Origin of the sequence: Pseudoflavonifractor sp. An187, assembly GCF_002160275.1 — a bacterium.
GTDB lineage: Bacteria > Bacillota > Clostridia > Oscillospirales > Oscillospiraceae > Enterenecus > Enterenecus faecium.
The window spans coordinates 1-20,773 of the sequence record NZ_NFKG01000028.1; the positions used below are offsets into that span (position 1 = coordinate 1).

Annotated in this window: 16 protein-coding genes; 5 read left to right on the top strand and 11 right to left on the bottom strand. The window is 60.7% G+C overall.

The annotated features are described in order from the left end of the window. Positions 1-182: 182 nt before the first annotated feature. From B5F22_RS09880 to rpmH, 11 genes are all read right to left on the bottom strand, one after another. On the bottom strand, positions 183-7,094 hold the full coding sequence (locus B5F22_RS09880; RefSeq protein WP_087392435.1) for a glycoside hydrolase family 2 TIM barrel-domain containing protein: 6,912 nt from the start codon (positions 7,092-7,094) through the stop codon (positions 183-185). 273 nt (positions 7,095-7,367) lie between these two features. Beyond that, a complete protein-coding gene (locus B5F22_RS09885; RefSeq protein ID WP_087392436.1) occupies positions 7,368-8,006 on the bottom strand; it encodes an HAD family hydrolase in 639 nt (212 codons plus the stop codon). Positions 8,007-8,337: 331 nt separating this feature from the next. Then, positions 8,338-9,642, bottom strand: a complete 1,305-nt coding sequence (locus B5F22_RS12850; protein ID WP_087392437.1) for a stage 0 sporulation family protein — start codon at positions 9,640-9,642, stop codon at positions 8,338-8,340. A 26-nt stretch (positions 9,643-9,668) separates the two neighbouring features. Next, on the bottom strand, positions 9,669-10,415 hold the full coding sequence (locus B5F22_RS09895) for a hypothetical protein (RefSeq protein ID WP_087392438.1): 747 nt from the start codon (positions 10,413-10,415) through the stop codon (positions 9,669-9,671). After that, entirely contained in the window at positions 10,415-10,738 is a 324-nt protein-coding gene (locus B5F22_RS09900) for a cyclic-di-AMP receptor (protein WP_087232940.1), read from the bottom strand. The genes B5F22_RS09895 and B5F22_RS09900 overlap by 1 nt, the downstream gene beginning before the upstream one ends. 22 nt (positions 10,739-10,760) lie before the next feature. Further along, the gene (locus B5F22_RS09905) at positions 10,761-12,071 is read right to left on the bottom strand and encodes an aminotransferase class V-fold PLP-dependent enzyme (protein WP_087392439.1); all 1,311 of its coding nucleotides are present in this window, start codon (positions 12,069-12,071) and stop codon (positions 10,761-10,763) included. Between the two features lie 331 nt (positions 12,072-12,402). Further along, positions 12,403-13,182 (bottom strand): RNA-binding cell elongation regulator Jag/EloR, encoded by a 780-nt coding sequence (gene jag / locus B5F22_RS09910; RefSeq protein WP_087392440.1) that lies wholly within the window; start codon positions 13,180-13,182, stop codon positions 12,403-12,405. A 17-nt stretch (positions 13,183-13,199) separates the two neighbouring features. Further along, complete coding sequence (locus B5F22_RS09915; RefSeq protein WP_087392441.1) at positions 13,200-14,501, bottom strand: YidC/Oxa1 family membrane protein insertase; 1,302 nt, start codon at positions 14,499-14,501, stop codon at positions 13,200-13,202. A 3-nt stretch (positions 14,502-14,504) separates the two neighbouring features. Continuing rightward, positions 14,505-14,750, bottom strand: coding sequence for a membrane protein insertion efficiency factor YidD (yidD, locus tag B5F22_RS09920; RefSeq protein ID WP_087392442.1), 246 nt, complete (start codon positions 14,748-14,750; stop codon positions 14,505-14,507). 4 nt (positions 14,751-14,754) lie between these two features. Further along, positions 14,755-15,093 carry a ribonuclease P protein component gene (gene rnpA, locus B5F22_RS09925; protein ID WP_087371117.1) on the bottom strand — a complete coding sequence of 113 codons (339 nt, stop codon included), beginning with the start codon at positions 15,091-15,093 and terminating at the stop codon, positions 14,755-14,757. A 312-nt stretch (positions 15,094-15,405) separates the two neighbouring features. Then, positions 15,406-15,540: a 50S ribosomal protein L34 gene (rpmH, locus tag B5F22_RS09930; protein WP_087234145.1), complete on the bottom strand. Its 135-nt coding sequence runs from the start codon at positions 15,538-15,540 to the stop codon at positions 15,406-15,408. Between the two features lie 575 nt (positions 15,541-16,115). Between rpmH and dnaA the strand changes: the two genes are divergently transcribed. The 5 genes from dnaA (at position 16,116) to B5F22_RS09955 (ending at position 20,770) form a co-directional block, all read left to right on the top strand. Next, positions 16,116-17,432 carry a chromosomal replication initiator protein DnaA gene (dnaA, locus tag B5F22_RS09935; RefSeq protein ID WP_087392443.1) on the top strand — a complete coding sequence of 439 codons (1,317 nt, stop codon included), beginning with the start codon at positions 16,116-16,118 and terminating at the stop codon, positions 17,430-17,432. 298 nt (positions 17,433-17,730) lie between these two features. Beyond that, positions 17,731-18,849 carry a DNA polymerase III subunit beta gene (dnaN, locus tag B5F22_RS09940; protein ID WP_087392450.1) on the top strand — a complete coding sequence of 373 codons (1,119 nt, stop codon included), beginning with the start codon at positions 17,731-17,733 and terminating at the stop codon, positions 18,847-18,849. 300 nt (positions 18,850-19,149) lie between these two features. Then, the gene (locus B5F22_RS09945; RefSeq protein ID WP_087371110.1) at positions 19,150-19,365 is read left to right on the top strand and encodes an RNA-binding S4 domain-containing protein; all 216 of its coding nucleotides are present in this window, start codon (positions 19,150-19,152) and stop codon (positions 19,363-19,365) included. Further along, on the top strand, positions 19,362-20,471 hold the full coding sequence (gene recF / locus B5F22_RS09950; RefSeq protein ID WP_087392444.1) for a DNA replication/repair protein RecF: 1,110 nt from the start codon (positions 19,362-19,364) through the stop codon (positions 20,469-20,471). Before B5F22_RS09945 ends, recF begins: the two co-directional genes overlap by 4 nt. A gap of 17 nt (positions 20,472-20,488) precedes the next feature. Continuing rightward, positions 20,489-20,770, top strand: coding sequence for an extracellular matrix/biofilm biosynthesis regulator RemA family protein (locus B5F22_RS09955; protein WP_242955105.1), 282 nt, complete (start codon positions 20,489-20,491; stop codon positions 20,768-20,770). Positions 20,771-20,773 lie beyond the last annotated feature (3 nt).

Genomic DNA, 20,773 nt, shown 5'->3' on the forward strand with positions numbered 1-20,773 from the left:
GGAGTTGGGAGAACTCCATTTTGCGCATCATATTTGCTATTGTTCCCCAAAATACGACTAGAACCCCTGTTTTCGCTTCATGAAAACAGGGGTTTTTGGACAGTCTGAAGCCCGGAGGAAGCAGTTGCTTCCTCCGGGCTTCTTGTCGCTTATCAGAGCTCTAATGTGTGCTCAGGCGTCGATTAGTGCTTGCTGCTGCGCTTGCGAGCAACCACAACCACGGCCAGCAGGCACACCACGCAGACGACGACCACGATGACGGGCACCATCACGTTGTTGGTGTCGCCAGTCTGAGCGGGCTTCTCGCCATCAGGCTTCTGAGTGGCGTCAGGCTTGTCGGTGCCCTCGGGCTTATCGGTGGCCTCAGGCTTGTCGGTAGCCTCGGGCTTGTCCGTGGCCTCAGGCTTATCGCTGGGCTGGGTCTCGCCCTCAGCGGTGAGGCCGTCCATGGCGGCGCTCAGAGCGGCCACAGCGTCGTCCACGACCTTCTGGTCGTCCTCGGACAGGGTGGCGTCCGCCATCACAGCCTGGGCATTGGCCAGAGCGGTGCGGAAGGCGGCCACGGACTCTTCGGTGTAGCCCTCCAGGTTGATACCCTCAGCCTTGCCGATGAGGTCTTCCAGGATGGACTTGTCGGCCTTGTAGCGCTGGGCCAGGATGGCGTTGAGCAGGTCGCCAGCGGCCTTGTCCACGTCCTCCTGCATGGCGTCGCCGTCCTCAGCCACCTTCTTGGCGGCATCCAGAGCGTCCACCAGCTCCTGCCAGTGGTCGGGCATGTACTTGTCGGCGTTGGCCATCATGTCCTCGGCGCGCTCAATGGTCAGGTTCAGCAGGGTCTTGTCGCCCTGAGTCAGGCCCAGACCCCAGATGCCCTCCAGCAGGGCGTCCCAAGCGGCGTTGACTTCTTCCTGGGTGGCGTCATCCTTGGCCAGGATGGTCTTTGCGTTGGCCAGAGCGTCCTCAAAGGCCTTCTTGGCGGTGTCGGTGACACCCTCGGTGGACAGGGTATCGGCATACTTGACGGTCTTCTCCAGCAGGGTCTTGTTGACCTCACCGGGGGCGGCGTCCTTCTCGAACACGGCGGTAACGGTGACGTTGCCCTCAGGCATCACGAAGGTGTTGTCAGTGACGGTGACGTCGTCGCTCTGCCACTCCACGAAGTGCCAGCCCTCAGCAGCCTGCTGAGTCAGGGTCACGGTGGTGCCAGCGGTAGCGGTGGTGGGCTCGGCGGTAGCGGTGCCCTCGCCCTGGGTGTTCACGGTGACGGTGTACTCCTCAGGCTCCACAACCTCGCCGTCCTTGGTGATGAGGATGTAGCTGACCAGCATGTCGTTGTTGGCGTTGGCGCTCTCCTTGGGCGTCATCTTCAGCTCAACGCTGCCAGCCTCGGTGACTTCCATCTCCATCTGGACGAACTGGCCCTTCTCCACGTTCAGGTTCTTCTCCACGGAAGCCAGAACGTTGTCGCCCTGGAGCAGCTCGATGGTGGCGTTGCGCTGCCAGGTGGTCTGATACCAGATGTTCTTGTAGCCCACGAACACCTGATAGGTGCCGGCCTCCAGGTTGTCGAACTGGTAGGTCAGGGGCTTGCCACGGCCGTCGTTGGAGTCTTCGCCCTTGGAGTCGGTCATGTTGCGGATGGTGGAGTAGGCGTCGGTGCCGTAGTCGCTGTGGGTCTCCACCTGGGACTCGGGGTTGGTGCAGCCCCAGCCGCTCTCTTCGGTGTAGAACTGGTCGGGGGTGGTGTTGAGCACGGTGGTGGCGTTGTACTTGAGGATGTTCTGAGCCAGCTGGGAGAAGGTCTCAGAGCCGTTGTCCACGAAGTAGACCACGTTGCCGGGCACCACAGCCACAGTGGTGGAGATCTCGTGATCGGCCACGGTACCGGTCAGAGGCAGGGTGCACACGGAGGTGGCGTCCTGAATGGCCTTCACCTGAGCCTCGTTCCAGGTCACAGCGGCCTCAGACTCCTGGTCGCCCTGGACGATGCGCAGGGTCTCAGGAGCGGTGAAGGTGGTGCCCAGATAGTGGTGATCGGGCAGGGTATCCAGAACGGCGAAGTAGTTGGGATCGGTCTTGAAGTTGGCGGTGACCACGATGTCGTGGGCGGGGGTGGAGTTCATCAGGCCGGGGTTCCGGGCGGGGTCGGTGATGCTGGCATCCTCGCTGTCAATGGTCCACACGTCGAAGACCTTGCCCTCGGGGATGTCGGCGTAGAAGACCACGGAGGAGCCGACCTTGTACTTCTCAGAGGTGATGGTGCCGTCCTCGTCCAGGAAGCCGCCCACCACGGTGACGGTGTAGGCATCCACATAGTTGGCGGTGACGGTGACGTCGGCGTCGGGCATCACGAAGGTGGTGGTCTCGCTGTTGGCGTCGGCGAACTTCACGCCGTCGTTGTTGGCGGACCAGTGGTCGAACATCTTGTTCTCGGGGGCCTCGCCGGCCTCCAGGGTGACGGTCTGACCCACATACACCTGCTTCTCGGCGGTGCCGTCGCCCAGCTCCAGGGTCAGGGTGCGCTGCTGGCCTTCCACGATGTTGAATTCCTTCTCGATGGCATCGCCAGCGAAGGCGCCGCAGAAGTTGATGGTGAGCTTACCAGTGCCCACAGCCTCGTTGTCGGTGTACTCCACGGTGTAGTCCACGCCACGGATGAGGGTCTGGTCGCCCAGCTTCACCTCGGGGGCGGGACGGACGGCCTCACCCTTGTAGGTGTAGCTGTCCTCCAGGTTGACGGTGACGTCGGCGGTGTTGATGACGGTGCCGGCGGTGACACGGAACTCAGCGCCGGAGCCCCAGGCGTTCTCGGTGTCGCCGTAGGTGGTCTTGGGCACCACCATGACGGTCTTGGCGTTGACCATCTCGCCGAAGGCGGTGGACTTCCAGTCCTTGGTCTTGGGCCAGCTGCCGGTGGCAACCTTGGTCCAATCGCCGCTGCTCACATCGCTGGTCAGCTGATCGATGGGCTTGGAGCTGACATAGATCTCATGCTGGCCATAGGCGCCGTTGAGGTTGGTGCTGTCCTGACGGGGCAGGTAGCGGATGCCGTTGATGGCGGTCTCGTCCTTGAGCTCCACCATGAACCACAGCTTGTTCATGGGAGTGGTGATGCTCCAGTTGGAGTGCCAGATGGAGTTGTTGTTGCCGTCGATGAGGTTGGAGCCAGGCTGGCCGTTGTAGTTGTTGTCCACCTTGACCTTGGACAGCACGTCACGGCCCAGCTCCTTGCCCTCGCGGCCCAGCTTGACCACGTAGTTGTACTCCTGGCCGTAGCTGTTGGTGGCGGAGACGGTGAGGGTGCCGTCCTCGTGGTAGGTGACAGTGAAGTCGTTGGTGCCGTCCACGGTGACGGACTCGATGGACTCGTTGGCGGCCAGAGTGTAGCTGGCGCCGGTCTCGCTGTTGACGTCAAAGCCGGCCACAGCGTTGTCGTTGATGTAGATGCCGGTGATGGGGTAAGAGGAGGTGGGAACCTGAAAGCCCTCGTTGCTCTTGTCCATCAGCTGGCCCACATCGTTGGTGCTGACGGGGGAGATGCGATAGGAGTAGGAGTAGCTCTGGTTGGTGGGGAAGAAGTAGCCGTCCAGAGGCTTGTGACCCATGAAGGCGGTGTCGCTGACACCGTTCTGGTGCAGGTCGATGTTCCACACGATCTCCTGACGCTGAGGAACCTGGTTGGGGTGACGATAGGTGGCGCTGTTGTAGCTGCCGGAGTTCATGTCCTCGGCAGTGTAGTGGTTGGCAGAAGTCTCCAGCAGGCCGTTGCCGGTGACCAGCAGGCCCACGCCCTGGTCATTGGTCAGAGCGGTCCAGCGGATGTCGGAGCGGTTGCCGTTCTCCTGGGGCTTGAGCATCTTCTTGCCGTCCCAGTTGGAGTTCTCACCCATGGCGTCGTCGGGATCATACACCTTGGAGGTGTACACGCCCACGGTGGAGCCGCTCTGGCGGTCCACGTAGTTCTCGTCGGGACCACGGCCATAGAAGGTGAGGTTGTCATAGTCGCCGTTGATGATCATACGACCACCGATCTTGGGCAGACCGTTGGGGGCAAAGTTGCTGGTGGGGATGAACTGGCTGAGGACCACGATCTCGCCGTTGCCGTAGATCTCGTAGGCCATCAGGGCAGAGGCAGACACCTTCATGGCGCCGTTCATGGCCATGAGCACCTTGTTCTCGCTGGTGTTCACGGAGACCTCCAGGTTGGACAGGTTCTCGGTGGCGCCGGCGTTCTTCAGGTTGGCGTTCTTGGCCACGGTGGTGTCGTTGTAGGTCTCAGCGCGGTACAGGCTCTGCTCGGGGCCCTGGGTCATGACCACGTTGCCGTCCAGGCTGTAGGAGACGATGGTGCCGCTCTCGGTGTCCAGCACGATCTCGAACTTCTGGCCGTTGTCGGTGGTACCGGTGAGGGTCATCTGGCTGCCCAGCTCCTCCACGGACTCGAAGGCCTTGTCGGGCACCTGGGTCTCAGAGGTCTGAGCGTCGTCGGGGTTGAGCTGGAACTGCTCATAGGCCACCTCGTGACCGGCCTCGGCCCAGTTGGTGGCGTTCTTGAGGGTGACGGAGATGTCCAGCAGGTAGTCGCTGCCCTCCTTGGCCTCAAACTCGGGCAGGGTGATGGTGACATTCTCCACCTGCTGACCGCTCATCAGGGACTGACCGTCCATGTTGGGGGTGTTCAGGTCCAGAGTGCCGCTGCCCAGCTCGGTCAGGCCGTCCTTGGTGAGCTTCCAAGTGATGTCGAAGGCGTCCAGAGTGGTGTTCTCATACTCGTTGACCACCTTCAAGGTCACGTCCTGGCCGGAGGTGACGGTCTGGTCATCCAGGTAGAAGTTCACCTGCTGGTGAACCTTCTTGGCCTCAGTGAGCTTGGGAGAGGGAGTGCGGTCAGCAAACACCAGACCGTTGCCGCAGAAGGCGTTGTCGTTGTTGTTGGGGTCGATCCAGTCGCCGCCGTAGCCCCAGAACTCGTCATAGGTGCCATCGCCGTTGTCCCGCACGGTGCGGATGGACTGGTCAATGTAGTCCCAGATGAAGCCGCCCTGAGCCTGGTCGTTCTCACGGATGGCATCCCAGTGCTCCAGTGCGTTGCCGTAGGCCTGGCCCATGGCGTGGTTGTACTCGGAGTGGATGAAGGGCATGCGTCCATGGTAGCCGGCCACGTAGTTGGGCAGCACGTACTGGGTGGACTGCACGTCCACGATGTTGTTCTTACGCACGTCGGTGCTCCAGGGGTTCTGGCCGTTGGTCTTCACGTAGGGGTGCTGATAGTTCTCGCTCTCACGCTCGTACTTGCGCAGACGGTCGGGGTCACGCTTGAGCAGGTACATGGAGGCAACCCAGAAGCCGTAGTCCTCGTTGAGGGGAGCGTAGCTGTAGGTAGCCTCGTTGCCCAGGGACCACATGATGACGCTGGGGTTGTTCTTGTACATCTCCAGGTTGGTGGCCACACGGTCGGTGACGGTGGCGACCCACTCGGGCATACCCTGTCCGGTACCGGTGGGCACCTTCACGCCGTTCATAGCGGCGGCGTGGCTCTCGATGTTGGCCTCAGCGCACACGTACAGGCCCAGCTCATCGGCCAGGTTGTACAGGGCCTTGTCGTTGGGGTAGTGAGCAGTACGGATGGCGTTGAGGTTGTACTCCTTCATCAGAGTCAGATCGGTGAGGTAGTCCTCGAAGGTGAGGGCATGTCCGGTCTCCAGATCGGTGTCGTGGCGGTTGACACCACGCAGCACCACCTGACGGCCAGTGATCTGCATCTGCTCGTGGCCCTGATTGTCGATGTCCACCTTGTAGATCTCACGGAAGCCGATGCGCTCCACCACGGACTCCATGACGTTACCGTCGGCGTCCTTGAGCTCCAGCACCAGAGAGTACAGGTTGGGGGTGTCGGGGAACCACTTGGCGGGGTTCTCGACCTTCATGGTGCTGGTGACGGTGGTGCCCGCGTCGGACAGCTTGTCCTCATAGGAACCAGCGGCCTTCAGCTCCACGGTCTGATGGTCGGCGGTGGCCACGGTCTTACCGGAGTTATCCACAATGTAGGAGGAAATTGTGTAAGTTCCCGCCTGCTCATTGTGCAGGGCGCGCACGTCGGTCTCCACGGTGACGGCCACGTCGCTGTCCTCGCTGGTGCGGTCGTCAAACTGGGTCTTCACGAAGAAGTCCCGGATTTCCGCCTCGTCCTTGGCGTACAGGTACACATCACGGTAAATGCCGCTCTGGCGGATGAAGTCCTGGTTCTCCAGCCAGCTGCCGATGGACCAACGGAACACCTTCAGAGCGATGGTGTTCTCACCCTCGGTGAGGTAGGGGGTGATGTTGAAGTCGTGGGCAGTGAAGGCGTCGGTGGAATAGCCCACCTTGTGGCCGTTGACATACAGGTAGTAGGCGGACTCCACGCTCTGGAAGGAGATGAACACATCCCGTCCATCCCAGTTCTCAGGCACCTCAAAGGTGGTGCGGTAGTAGCCTACGGGGTTGTATACGGTGGGGGCGTGGGGGTTGCCGTAGCTGGAGCCCTCGAAGTTGTTGATCCAGGGCAGGGATTGGTTGGTGTAAATGGGCTCATCGTACTTAAAAGTACCGTCCTCATTGCGGTAGGTCTGCCAGGCCTGGGGCACGTACTCAGGCTGGAAGGCGTCCCCGGTGTAGTCCTTGGCCAGATAGGTCTCGTCTACCTTTTTGGCCTCTTCGGGGGTCTTCACCAGGGCGAAGTCCCAGTCCTTGCCGGACAGCAGCATGTAATAGTCCGAGGTCTCAGGACCCACGTCGTCCAGCACGGACTGCTCCGCTGCCAGAGCGGTGGCGGTGTCCTGATAGGAGATGAACTGGCTCTTGGCCCGCTCACGGTTGATGCCGATGACTTCGCTCTGGTCATACCACTCATCACCGGTGAAGTTGGCATTCCCATTCTCGTCAAAGGCAATGGTGTTCTGGAAGTGCTCCTCCCGAATGTCCAGCACGTGGTCATAGACCTCCGCGCCGGAGTACCGAGCAGCCAGGGCTGGGGCTACCAGTCCAGTTGCCAGGAGCGTTGCCAGAGTTGCAGAGATGGTGCGTCGCAGGTTTCGTTTCAACGCTGGTTTCATGTTCTACATCCTCCCTTTCATGATCCTGCGGTTTCCACGGAGGTGCCTGGAATTTGTCCACACACACGCCCGCTATTTTCACCATCATACCAAAACCACCCCCTGGATTCAACCCATCTTTTAGATATTTCGCTACATTCCACTGGTAATCTTTTCCCGAAACCGATTTTTTGACACCGATTTGTTCCCCCTTTTGAATTTTTATTAAAAAATCAGCGGGAATGGACGCCTGTGGATTCCATTCCCGCTGAGAGAAAAATTTTCCGTTTCTTTTCAGTGTTCTGCGTGAAACAGGGACAGCAGATCGCCGGGTTTCTCCAGAATATGGGCGGCATGGTCCACGCTGCCATAGTCCACGCCGTTCCAGGCGGCGTAGGCAAAGTCGATGCCTGCGGCCTGGGCGGCCTTGCTGTCCGAGGGGGTGTCGCCCACGTACAAAACCTGGTCCGGGTTCAGGTCCATACGGCGCAGGCACTCCAGCAGGGGGTCGGGGTTGGGCTTGTGGAGCTGGGTGTCCTCCTCCAGCACCGCCGTCTCCATGTATTGGTCCAGGCCGTTGCCCACCATGTCAATCTGGTACTGGGCCCGCATTTTGGAGGACACCACCGCCTGGCGCACCCCCAGCTGCTGCAATCTCTCCAGGGTGTCCACCATGCCGGGGTAGGGGGTGGCCCCCTCGGGGTATTCGTTGACGTAGCGCACCCAGCGCTGGTAGGTGGCCTCGGGGTCCTGGATGCCCAGCTCGTCCATGACCTTCATGCCGGGGTAGGCCATGAACTTCACCACGTCGGCCAGGGTACGCTCCTCTCCCAGCTCCTCCTTTATAATACGGAGGAGGGGGTACATGTTCATGTTGACGGTGTTGAGTAGGGTGCCGTCGATGTCGTAGAGCACCGCTTGGTAGGTTTTCATAGAGTCCTCCTTGTGAAAAAGGTGCAGTCTTTCGGCTGCACCTTTTGAATGAGTAATGAATAATGAAAAATGAAGAATGCAGGCCCTTCAGTTTCTGCAACCATAGAAATCCGTATCGCATCGGGACCCTGGCCTGCCTCTCCCTCTGGGAGAGGTGGCACAGCGTCAGCTGTGACGGAGAGGGCACCCTCTCAGTCAGCCCTCACGGGCTGCCAGCTCCCCCGGAGGGGGAGCCAAGGTGAAAGTCCTCCGGGCTGCACCACAAATCAAAATCCGTGCCGCAAAGCGGCACACCATAATTATTCATTATTCATTTTTCATTCTTCATTTGTTACCCCTCGTTGCCACTCTGGGGCTTTTTCCTCCGATGGTGGGGCCGACTGCGGCGGCGCTTCTCGCCGCCCTCTCCGGCCTGGTTCTGGGGCTGCTGCTGAGGGGCGGGCTTGGGCTTGGCCTGCTGCTGGGGCTTCGGCTGGGGCTGCTTTTGGCCCTGGCGGGGCGGCTGTCCGCCCTTCTGAGCCTGGGGCTGCTTGGCGCCGCCCCGCTTGCTGGCCCCGCCGCCCTGCTGGGGGGCTTTGGCCTTCGGCTGCTTGTCCGGCTGGGGCTGGGGCTGGGCCTCCTTCTTGGCCCCGCCGCCCCGGCGGCGGCGATTGCGGGAGGAGGACTTCTTCTCCTCGCCGTCCCCATTGGCCCCCATATACTGCTCCAACAGGGCCGCCAGACTGGCGGTGCTGCCCATACTGCGCTCCTCCTCGGGGGGAATGTAGCGCAGCTTCTCCAGCTCCTCCTTGGGAGGGGCCACATAGTCCTCGGGGCGCTTGCCCTTGCCGTTGCGCACCACCCGAATTTCGGTGGTACGGTAGGTCTTGGGCTGCTCGGTGGAGTCCTCCAGCCGCACCTTCACCTGCTCCCGCAGGAGGTTGACGGCGGTGACATTGCCCACGCCGTCGGGACACTCCACAAAGGACTCCTGCTTGGGGCACCGCCTCACGGCGTCCTCATAGGCCTCCTGCTCGTACTTCAAACAGCACATCAGTCGGCCGCAGGTGCCCGAAATCTTGGTGGGATTCAAGGACAGGTTCTGGGTCTTGGCCATCTTGATGGACACCGGCTGGAACTCGTCTAAAAACTGGTGGCAGCAGAAGGGCTTTCCGCAGATGCCCAGGCCGCCCAGCATCCGGGCCTCGTCCCGGACGCCGATCTGCCGCAGCTCGATGCGGGAGCGGAAGATACTGGCCAGGTCCTTCACCAGGGCCCGGAAGTCCACCCGGCCCTCGGAGGTGAAGAAGAAGATGATCTTGCTGCCGTCGAAGCTGTACTCCACTTCCACCAGCTTCATGTCCAGGCCGTGGCGCTCCACCAGCTGCTGGCAGATCTTCATGGCCTCTTTTTCCTTGCGGTGGTTGTCCTGAATCTGCTTTTCGTCCTTCTGGGTGGCCAGACGCACCACGGGGCGCAGGGGCTGCACCACCACGTCGTCCCGGACCATGGCGTTGGACCGGGAACAGGTGCCGTATTCCACCCCTTTTCCCGTCTCCACAATGACCCCGGCGCCCTGGGGGACGGTGAGGCCCTGGGGGTCAAAATAATACTGCTTTCCGCCCGCTTTGAAGCGGACTGCGATGATCTCTGTCATGGATGTTCCTCCGTCGTATATCGAAATCAGGCGAACAGGCGGGTGCACACCCAGCCCAGCACATGGCCGGCGCCTGGGTTGTACACCCCGTTTTCCCGGCACTGCTTCAAAATTTGCAGCAGCTTCACCCCGCGCTGGGGATGCTGGGCCAGCTGCCCGGCCACGCACCCCTCGGTGAGGGAGAGCAGCTCCAGCAGCTGGGCGCTCTTGGGCTTCTCCAGCTCCAGCGCGGTGAGCTGCTGGGCCACCTCCAGCTCGCTTCCTGTGAGCAGCAGCTGGGCCAGAGCCTGGGCCTTCTCCAGCTGCTGGGGGTCGGGCTGGTCCTCCTGGGGGGGCAGGGAAAGGGTCTCGCACCGACTGCGCACCGTCTCCAGCAGCCGCCCGGGCTGCTGGCACAGCAGAAGAAAGGCCCCGTAGGCAGGGCCGTCCTCCAGGCTTTTCAGCAGCGCGTTCTGGGCCGCCGGGTTGAGGGCGTCGGCGGGGTCGATGATATACACCTTCCGGGCCCCCTCATTGGGGGTGACATAGAGATCGGCCCGGAGGGTCCGGGCCTGATCTACGGTAATTTCCCGCTTGTCCGCCAGGGTGGTCACCCACTGCACATCCGGGTGGATGCCGCCCTGTACCTTCCGGCAGGGACGGCATACGCCGCAGGGCGCAGGCTGGCCAGTGCACAGATAGGCCGCCGCCATGCGGCGGGCCAGCTCCTGGCGCTGCTGCTCACTGCCTCCGGTGATGAGATAGGCGTGGGAGAGGGTCTGGGGCAAGTCCATCACAGCCGTTCAAACCGTTCCACATCCACCACGAACACGGTGGCACCTCCCACGGTGACCTCCACAGGCATGGTGGGAATGTACCCATAGGTCATCTCAGAGGCGGTGGGGATGAGCTGCTTGCGGCTGTGAGAGTACTCCCGGATGATGTCCATCACTGCCTGCACCTTTTCGTCCTCCACGCCGATGAGCAACGTCACGTTGCCCGCCATCAAAAAGCCGCCGGTGGTGGACAGACGGGTGGACGAAAACCCTTTCTTGGACAGGTTCTGGGTCACGGTACCCACGTCGTCATGGTTGATGATAGCAATGATCAATTTCATAGGATCTCCCCCTTACGTTGAGTCAACGATGGACCACTTTGATATACTTCGTATTATATCCTATCTGGGCCAAATAGGCCAGATGTTTTTTGTCTACTTTTTCACCAGGGGCCACCACGGGGATGCCGGGAGGATAGGGGGCCAGCTGCTGGGCGCACACTTCCCCCTCCGCCTGGTCCCAGGCCACCTCTTTCGTGGGGGCAAACAGGGCCTGTCGGGGGCTCATGAGCTGCTGGGGCGGCAGGGGCGGCGGGGGCAGAAGTGAGGCCCCGCCCAGGTCCACCCCGGAGAGGGCAGCGGTGAGGGCGGCCACGGTTTGGGGGCCGTCGGCACAGGTGAAGATGAGCACCACGTGGCCGGAGTCCGCCATCTCGTAATAGATGCCCCGGTCCATGAGGGTGCGGGCCACCCCATAGCCGTCCCTACACTTGAGCACCAGCCGGGTGGGGTCCAGTTCCACACCCACCGGGCGCAGGGCGGGGAAGGTACACCGCAAGTGTTCCACAAGCTGCACGGTTTCTGTGTAAGCTCGCCGCCCGTCCCCCTCCAGGTAGTCCCGCACCACATCCAACGCCGCCATCATCACATAGTTGGGGGAGGAGGTGCCGTAGAGGGAGGCCGCCCACCGCAGCTGGTCGGCGGTGTACCCCTGAGCCAGCAGCAGGGCGGTCTGGCCGGGGGCGGGGAGGGTCTTGTGGGCGGACACCACCACCACGTCGGCATACCTGTACCCGGTATAGCCCAAAAAGGGCAGGTGGGCCCCATGGGCTCCGTCCACCATGAGCTTGGCCCCGTGGGCGTGGCAAATGGCGGCAAGGACGGGAATATCTGACAACACACCGTAATAAGTCGGCGAGGTTATACACACCGTTTTGATATTCGGGTGGTTTTTTAGAGCTTGGGCCACGTCCTGGGGCTGGATGGGCCCGGTGACGCCCTCCTCTTCCAGCCAGGGGCGGGGGAGGTAGTGGGGAGTGAGGTCTAAGAGGGCCAGGGCGTTGAACACGGAGCGGTGGGACCCTCGGTCCAGCAGCACCTCGCCGCCCGTCCCGGCGGTGAGGGCCAGGGCGGCGTGGATGCCCTGGGTGGAGCCGCCGGTGAGAAAGAGGCAGGACTCCATGCCCACGGCCTCAGCCCACAGGGCCTGGGCCGCGGCGATGGGGTCGTCCTCCTCGGGGTCGAAGAGGTCCCCGGTGGCGGGGTGCTCGGTGACGTCTAAGTGGGCGGGCCAGAAGTCCAGACCCGGGGCGGGGTGGCCGTGGTGGCCGGGCATATCCAGGCGGGTGAGGGGGAGCTGGGACAGCTCCACCAGGCGGTCAAAGAGGGGGGTCATAGGGATCACATCCTTGGGAAAATGAATAATGAAAAATGAAGAATGAAGAATTGTGGTGTGCCGCATAGCGGCACGGATTTCATAAGAGAAGGTAGCCCCGGTAGACCGCCGTAGGGGCCGGGCTTGCCCGGCCCGTGGCCACCCTGGCCTTGCCCTGTGGGATTCGGGAGGGGCAAGCCCCTCTCCTACACCCAGCAACTCAAGAGATACGGCAATGTCTACGGCCTGCATGATTCATTCTTCATTACTCATTCTTCATTTCCCCGCTCCCTGGTGGGGAGCGGGGAAAACAATGGCCTGCCGTGGACTTCCACAGCAGGCCATCGCATGGTTAATGTTTCTGGGGGGTGTAAGCCACAACCGTGCGGCGGTTGGGCTCGGTGCCGGTGGAATAGGTGCTCACACCAGCCACATCCTGGAGGGCGGCGTGGATGACATGGCGCTCGTAGGCGTTCATGGCCTCCAGGGTGATGTTGCGGCGGTACTTGACCACCTTGGCCGCGGTCTTGTGGGCCAGCCGCTGGAGGGCCTCCTCCCGGCGGGCACGATACCCTTCCGCATCCACATGGATGCGCACCCGGTGGCTGCGGCCCCGGTTGACCACGTAGCCGGTGAGCTGCTGGATGGCGTCCAGGGTCTCGCCCCGGTGGCCAATGAGGGCGCCCATGTTGTCCCCCTCCAGCACTACCTGGTAGGTGTCCCCGTCCCGGGTCACCCGGGACGTGGCCTCCACACCCATCTGGGCGAACAGGCCGGACTGGAAGCGGATGATGCCCTGAGCCACCTCGTCATCCACAACTTCCACCACAGGTGTGGACGTCTGGGCGGGCTGCTCCTCTACAGGCTGGGGTGCCACCACGGGCACCACCTTCTCCTCCACCACAGGGGCGGCGGGGGCAGGAGCGGGCTGCTCTTCCACCACGGGGGCCTCATCGGGGGCCTCGTAGGTGAGCTTTACCTTGGCGGGCACAGAACCGATGCCCAAAAAGCCGGTCTTGCCTCGCTCCAAAATCTCCAGAGACACATCGTCCCGGTCCAGACCCAGCTGGGCCAGACCCTTGGCAATGGCCTCGTCCTCATTCTTGCCGGTTACTTCAATAAACTTCAGCACGATGGTGCACTCCTTCCTTAGCCCTTGGGGTCTTGCTCTTCGCTCTCGGGGGCGTAGGCCTCCTCATACTCCCCATCCTGGTCCAGGTCCTGGTCGGCCTCCACGGCCTCGGGCACCACGGGGGGAATCACCGGGGTGGTGGTGTCCTTCTTCTCCACCACAGGCTCGGTCTCCTCCGGCTCCACATCCTCTTCCACCGCGTGGCGGACAGGGTTGGGGTCCACATAGGGGGTGATGGGGTAGCGGTTGGGGTCGTAGGCACGGCCACGGGCATAGGTACGCATACCCTCCCGGCTGGCGGTGACGTCCACGCCCTTGCTCTTCTTCTCCTTGACCTTCTTGCCCTTGTTGGCGGCCAGAGCCTCCGCCTTGCGCTGGGCGGCCTGGCGGCGGCGCTCCTTCTCGGCCTCCTTGGCACGGGCAGCCTGCTGGGCGATCTGGCGCTGGGCGGCCTCATAGTCCTTCTTCAGGATCTTGCCGCAGATGACTTCCTGCACCATCATGAACAGGGAGTTGGCAATCCAGTACACACACAAGCCGGCGGGCATGGCAAAGCCGATCCACAGAGAGATCAGGGGGCTCATGATCATCATGGAGTTCATGCCGGCGGGCTTCTGGTCTGCGTTCATCTGGTTGGTGCGCTGGGACACGATCATGGACAACAGGGACAGGCAGGCGGAGATGACGGGCAGCAGGAACAGACCCACAGAGTTGGGGGTAATGCCGCCGTCCCAGAACTTCCAGTTGGGGATCTGGGACAGATCCAGGCCCAGGAAGTTAAAGTTGATGACAAACATGCCGCCTGCGGACAGGCCAGCGGCGGTGACGGCCTCCTTGGCGGTGGCCAGGTTGCCGCTGTTCATGGTGGCGGCCAGGGTCAGCTCGCCGTAGCCGGAGCCGGCCACAAAGCCCTGCAATCCCAGGGCGTTGGCCACAGCGGTGGTGCCTGCATCGCTCAGACCCATCAAATACTTGAGGGGTCGGCGGATGATGGCATACAGAGGCATCAGGATGGCCAGAGGGATGAGGGACCAGCCACAGCCGCCCATGGGGCTGACGTTGTTGTCCGCATAGAGCTTATTGACCTCCTGACTATAACGCTCCCGGTCGCTGCCGCAGCGCTGCTGAATCTCTTTGACCTGGCTGTTGAGCAGATTCATCTTGATCATGCTCTTCTTGCCCTTCAGAGACAGGGGGAAGAGGATGACCTTCACCACCAGGGTAAAGACGATCAGGGCAACGCCGTAGTTGTCGAAGAACCGACAGAAGGTCTCCAGCAACCAGCTAAAGGGCGTCATGAGGATTTGCCAGATATCCATGTGTTACCTCCTGGATAATCGAGTTTTTTTCGGTGGTACGGGGTCGTAGATGAAGCCTTTTTCCTTGTGAAATGGATGGCAGCGCAGCACCCGCCACGCCGCCAACAGTCCACCCTTCAGCGCCCCGTGGACCTCAATGGCCTGAAGGGCGTAGGTGGAGCAGGTGGGAATAAAGCGGCAGCTGGGAGGCCGGGTGGGGGAGATGTGCTTGCGGTAATACCGCACCAGAAACAGCAAAATCTGTTTCATGCTCTCACTTCTCCACCAGATTCAGCTTGCGGCACAGCCGCACAAAGGACTCCTCCAGCTGTCGGTAATACGAGGAACCGGCCCGCACCCGGGCCACCACCACCAGGTCCACCCCCCGCACCAGCTGGTGCTCGTGGAGGCGGTAGATCTCCCGCAGGCGGCGGCGCAGCCGATTGCGCACCACAGCATGTCCCACCTTGGTGGACACGGTGAGGCCCAGCCGATTGCCGGGCCGTCCGTTGCGCCGCACGTAGATGGCCAAACGGCTGTCTGCGGCGGTGTTGCCCTTGCGGTAGAGACGGCGGAAGATGTGGTTTTCCTTTAACGATACCGTGTATTTCACAAAAAAACTCCCTTCATCAGGGTGGGAACATCGGAATACTGAAAAAGTAAATTCTAAGGCACCCATAGGAGACATTTCCATCCATCCCCAAGAGACACTTGCGAGAAATTTTTCGTCACCAAAGAGGCGCGGCTTTGCAGAAATACTTGGTGTATTTCAAAAAGTCGCAACGAATTTGGGGCGGAAAAGAGCCGCAAGGGGCCGCAGGGGCATGGATGGTAAGGTCTCCACGTATACGAACGTAGGGGCGAGGGATTTCTCCCGCGCCCCTGCTTTATTCACATATATCCGATGTTGCCGCTGTTGCCACCATCAGTGGGTGAGACGGACGCGGCCCTTGGCACGACGGCGAGCCAGAACCTTGCGGCCGTTGGCAGTGGCCATGCGCTTACGGAAACCATGGACCTTGGAGCGATGACGCTTCTTGGGCTGATAGGTACGAACCATGCGGAAACACCTCCTGTACAGATTGGCAAAGCACAAAGCCCTTACGGGGGGCTGTGCCGCCCTCCACAACATCCCGTGTGGGATGCGGTCGGTAAAATCAATGCGCTCAATAGCGCACACGAAATTATACCCAAATCTACCCCTTCTGTCAAGAAAAATTCCAATGTTTTTTCGCAAGAATTGGGTAACACAAGATGTTGTGTTGGTATTTTTTCCTTTTAACAACACCATCCGTTTTTCCGCAATTTGTGGAGAAAGTGTGGAAATTTTTCTGCTACAATATAAATATAGAATTGCCCTTTGGCGTTTTTTTTGATATAATGCTTGTTACCAATCCACAATGCTCATGCTCTCCTGCTTCCCCGGTGATACCCACCGGGGCTTTGGCGCTTGCCTCCAAAGTCCCGGCCCACGACCAGGGGAACGGTTTTTTGCGCCTTTGGGGCAATCTGTGTATGAGATGTGTGCCGCTACACCCACCGGAAGCTCTGGTTTCCCATTTAGCGGCCTGTTTTTCCGCACCCCTGGGCGGAAGGCTGAAATACTCTCTTGTTTTGTTTGAGGAGGCTCATGCCATGAAGTCAGCTGCTGACGTATGGGAAAAAGTAAAGACTTTGATGGAGAAGGACATGACCGCCGTGTCCATCGAAACCTGGTTTGGCGACGTGGAGGCGGTGGCTCTGGATGAGAGCGGCCTCATTCTCTGCGTCCCCACCGAATTTAAGCGCAACATCATCCGCACCCGGTTTTTGACCGCGGTGGAAAACGGACTGCGGGAGCTGTTCTCCTTTGACGTGGCGGTGACCCTGATGCTCCCCGAGGAGCGGGACCAGTACCGCAAGGCCGGACCCACCCAGCCCGGGGACCCCGCCTTCCAGGAGTACACCTTCGACCGCTTTGTGGTGGGCTCCACCAACAAATTCGCCTTCACCGCCGCTGTGAAGGTGGCCAACGAGCCGGGCGGAGCCTACAACCCCCTGTTCATCTACGGCCAGTCCGGCCTGGGCAAGACCCACTTGCTCCACGCCATTGCCAACCGGGTGCGGGAACATCACCCCAACTACCGGATTATGTACATCAAAAGCGAGGACTTCGTCAACGAGCTCATCTCGAATTTGCGCCACGGCAACGACATGCAGGGCTTCCGGGACAAGTATCGGACGGTGGACCTGTTTTTGATGGACGACGTGCAGTTCATCGCCGGCAAGGACTCCAGCGAGGAGGAGCTGTTCCACACCTTTAATACCCTGTATGAGCAGAAAAAACAGATCGTCTTCACCTCCGACCGCCCGCCCCAGGAGATGCTGCGCTTAGAGCAGCGGCTGAAAACCCGGTTCGAACAGGGCCTGCCCGCAGACATTCAGCCCCCGGACTACGAGACCCGTATGGCCATTCTGAAAAACAAGTCTCTGGAGCGGGGCATTGTGCTCCCCGACCCGGTGCTGTCCTACGTGGCGGAGAACATCACCTCCAACGTGCGGCAAATTGAGGGCGTGGTCAACAAGATCATGGCCTTCCAGGAGCTGATGGGCGCCCAGGTGGATGTGGAGAACACCATCCGGGCGGTACGGGACATTCTCCGGGCCAAAGAGGACTTTTTGCCCTCGGCGGAGACCATCATCCAGGAGGTGGCCCGGTTCTACGAGCTGGACAGCGACGCCCTACGGGGCCAGAGCCAGAACAAGGAGATCACCACCGCCCGTAACGTGGCCATGTATATTATTCGTGAGATGACCCAGCTGTCTCTGGCGGAGATCGGCCAGCAGTTCGGCGGCCGTCACCACTCCACCGTCCTCAACTCCATCAACCGGGTGGAGAAGATGATGAAAGAGCAGCCCGAGCTCACCGAGATCATCCGGGACATCACCAACGCCGTCAATTCGGCCTGGTAAAACAGCCCTCGGCAGGATTTGCAAGAACTCTTGCAAGCCGCTTCTGAGAGCTTCCACAACTTCAACCGAGTTTTCCACAATCTTGCGGACTGTGGTGTGGAAGGCTGTGGAGGTCCCCTGTGCCCCATGGTCCCCTATGGAGGCTGTGGAAGCTGTGTGGAAGTTTTCAAAACCCGGAAACCCTTGGGGCCGTAAGCGTTGTGGAAATCTCCACAGCTTCCGCACCCCCTACTGCCTACTACGATTTTTTTAAACCTTTCCTCTCTTTTTGGCGGGGAAACGAGAAAGGATGCACACCATGAAATTTTCCTGTGAAAAAGCCATTTTACAGTCAGCAGTATTGATCGCAGGGCGAGTGGTCGCCACCAAAAGCACCATTTCTGCTCTGGAAGGCATCTTAGTGGAGGCCTCCACCGAAGGTCTGCGCCTGTCTGGATACAATTTGGAAACCGGCATCATCACCCGGGTGGACGCCCAGGTCACCCAGCCCGGTTCTCTGATTTTGTCGGCAAGACTGTTTGGTGAGATCATCCGAAAGCTGCCCGACGACATGATCACCGTGTCCACCGAGGGAAATTCCGTCCACATTGCCTGTGGACCCACCTCGTTTGACATCATGGGCAGCCCCGCCGACGAATTTCCCGAGCTGCCCGCCGTGGACGACGGCAGTTCCGTCACCCTGACCCAGTCCGCCCTCCGGTCCATGCTCTCCCAGGTGCTCTTTGCCGTGAGCACCAACGAGTCCCGGCCTGTCCACACCGGCGCCCTCTTCGAGGTGGAGGACACCACCCTGACCCTGGTGGCGGTGGACGGCTACCGCCTGGCCCTGAGAAGAGAAACTTTTATCCGCAAATTTGGCATGAATACCTTCTCTTTTGTGGTTCCTGGTAACGCTTTGACCGAAGTGGAGCGCATCTGCGCCGACTGTGACGACGAGGTGATCGTCACTCTGGGTGACCGCCACGTCACCTTCCAGGTGGGTCAGACCCTGCTGGTGTGCCGCCGTCTGGAGGGCGAATTCCTCAATTATCGCCAGACCATCCCCCAAAATAACCCCATTTCCCTGTATGTGGACACCTCTATGCTGCAATTGTCCATTGACCGCGCCTCTCTCATTATCAATGAGAAGCTGAAGAGCCCCCTGCGGTGCAAATTTGAGGACGGCTCTCTGGCCATTTCTTCCAGAACCGCCATCGGCTCCGCCTTTGACCGCTGCCCCATTGCCGGAGACGGTCAGGGGCTGGAGATTGGCTTCAACAACCGGTATTTAATGGAAGCGGTGAAGGCCGCCCCCGCTCAGGAGGTGCGCATGGAGCTGGGCACCCCCACTTCCCCCTGCCTGCTGCTGCCCAAGGACGGGGAGCCTGATAACTTCCTGTATATGATTCTGCCGGTGCGGCTGAAAGCGGGGGAATAAATATACACCATGGGTGTATATTTAATGAATAGTGAAGAATGAAAAATGAAGAATGCAGGCCCTAAACCTTGCAGCGTTTCTTGCAATGCGGTGGGTAGGGGAGGGGCTTGCCCCTCCCAAATCTCCCAGGGCAAGGCCAGGGCACCAGCGGGCCGGGCAAGCCCGGCCCCTACCCCCGGTTGAGATAGCTGCATTCGAACATGAAATCTGTGCCGCCTTGCGGCACACCACAATTATTCATTATTCGTTATTCATTATTCATTTTCTGCGGTCCATTTGGCGTTTTTAAGGAGAAGCTATATGAAAAAGGATAATATTACGATCACCACCGAGTTCATCAAGCTGGACTCTCTTTTGAAGTTTGCCAACGCCGTGGCCACCGGCGGTGAGGCCAAGCAGATCGTCCAGGACGGTCTGGTGAAGGTCAACGGGGAAGTCTGCACCATGCGGGGCAAGAAAATCCGCCCCGGCGACGTGGTGGAGGTGGATGGGCAGCTGGAGCTGACGGTGGAATGACCGTCCAGCGGCTCACCTTAGAGCACTTCCGCAACTACACCCACCTGGAGGCGGACTTCCACGGGGGAGTCAACGTCATCGTGGGGGAGAACGCCCAGGGCAAGACCAATTTGTTGGAGGCCATCGGCTATCTCTCCTCCGGCGGGTCCCACCGGGCGAGAAACCACCGGGAGCTGGTGCAGTTTGGCTGCGACCGGGCCCGGGTGACGGGGAAGCTGTGGAACGGCCAGCGGGAGCTGGTGCTGGACGCCCAGCTGCCCGTGGGGGCCCGGCGGAAGTTTACCTGCAACGGGGTGGGGCTCAAGACCCTGGGGGAGCTGTCGGGGCTGCTGCCCTCGGTGCTCTTTTGCCCGGAGGACCTGCACCTCATCCGGGAGGGGGCCGGGGTGCGGCGTCGGTTTTTAAACGACTGCATCTGTCAGCTGCGCCCCCGGTATGCCATGGCCCTGTCCAACTATCGGCGGCTTTGGGAGCACAAGACCCGGATTTTACGGGACTGCGGGGAGAAGCCCTCGCTGATGTACGCCCTGGACGCCTTTTCCCAGCAGATGGCGGAGTATGGGGCCATTTTGATTCACTACCGGGCCCATTTTGTCAAGCGGCTCCAGGAGACCGCCCCCGCCATCCACGCCGACTGTTCCGGGGGCGGGGAGGTGCTGGACCTTTCTTACCACACCGTGTCCACCGTCACCGACCCCTTAGCCGCCCCAAAAGTGATTTTGGAGCAGGTGCTGGACCACATGGAGCGCCACAAACAGGCGGAGATTCACAGCCGCAGCTGTCTGTCCGGGCCCCACAAGGACGACCTGGTGCTGGACATCAACGGCCAGTCCGCCAAGGGCTTTGCCTCTCAGGGGCAGACCCGCACCGCCGCCCTGGCCTTGAAGCTGGCGGCCCGGGACATCATGTTCCAGGACACCGGGCAATGGCCGGTGCTGCTGCTGGACGACGTGCTCTCGGAGCTGGACCGGCGGCGGCAGGAGTTTGTCCTCAACCGCATCCCCACGGGGCAGGTGTTCATCACCTGCTGCGAGGTGGAGAAGGAGGAGCTTTTGGAGCAGGGCAAGGTGTTTCACATCTGCCAAGGGGCATTACAGGAGGAGTAAGGGCTGTGTATCTGTATATGGGACAACAAGTCATGGTGCCCGAGGAGGACCTGGTGGGCATCTTCGACTTGGACAACACCACCTGGTCCCACCGCACCCGGGCCTTTTTGGACCGGGCCGAGGAGGAGGGACGGGTGATCTCTGTGGGGGAAGACCTGCCTCGCTCCTTCATCCTGTGTGAGACGGAGGAGGGGGAGGAAGTGGTGTTTCTCTCCCAATTGAGCGCTGCCACGCTGGCCAAGCGGGCGGCATCCAACCCCTGGACGGGGCTGGATTCGCCAATGAATAATGAAAAATGAAGA

Coding starts and splice junctions, on each gene's coding strand:
- B5F22_RS12850 (WP_087392437.1), bottom strand. CDS start 9,642: ATGACAGAGATCATCGCAGTCCGCTTCAAAGCGGGCGGAAAGCAGTAT.
- B5F22_RS09880 (WP_087392435.1), bottom strand. CDS start 7,094: ATGAAACCAGCGTTGAAACGAAACCTGCGACGCACCATCTCTGCAACT.
- B5F22_RS09955 (WP_242955105.1), top strand. CDS start 20,489: ATGGGACAACAAGTCATGGTGCCCGAGGAGGACCTGGTGGGCATCTTC.
- B5F22_RS09915 (WP_087392441.1), bottom strand. CDS start 14,501: ATGGATATCTGGCAAATCCTCATGACGCCCTTTAGCTGGTTGCTGGAG.
- B5F22_RS09895 (WP_087392438.1), bottom strand. CDS start 10,415: ATGGACTTGCCCCAGACCCTCTCCCACGCCTATCTCATCACCGGAGGC.
- B5F22_RS09945 (WP_087371110.1), top strand. CDS start 19,150: ATGAAAAAGGATAATATTACGATCACCACCGAGTTCATCAAGCTGGAC.
- recF (WP_087392444.1), top strand. CDS start 19,362: ATGACCGTCCAGCGGCTCACCTTAGAGCACTTCCGCAACTACACCCAC.
- B5F22_RS09885 (WP_087392436.1), bottom strand. CDS start 8,006: ATGAAAACCTACCAAGCGGTGCTCTACGACATCGACGGCACCCTACTC.
- dnaN (WP_087392450.1), top strand. CDS start 17,731: ATGAAATTTTCCTGTGAAAAAGCCATTTTACAGTCAGCAGTATTGATC.
- B5F22_RS09900 (WP_087232940.1), bottom strand. CDS start 10,738: ATGAAATTGATCATTGCTATCATCAACCATGACGACGTGGGTACCGTG.
- rpmH (WP_087234145.1), bottom strand. CDS start 15,540: ATGGTTCGTACCTATCAGCCCAAGAAGCGTCATCGCTCCAAGGTCCAT.
- yidD (WP_087392442.1), bottom strand. CDS start 14,750: ATGAAACAGATTTTGCTGTTTCTGGTGCGGTATTACCGCAAGCACATC.
- B5F22_RS09905 (WP_087392439.1), bottom strand. CDS start 12,071: ATGACCCCCCTCTTTGACCGCCTGGTGGAGCTGTCCCAGCTCCCCCTC.
- dnaA (WP_087392443.1), top strand. CDS start 16,116: ATGAAGTCAGCTGCTGACGTATGGGAAAAAGTAAAGACTTTGATGGAG.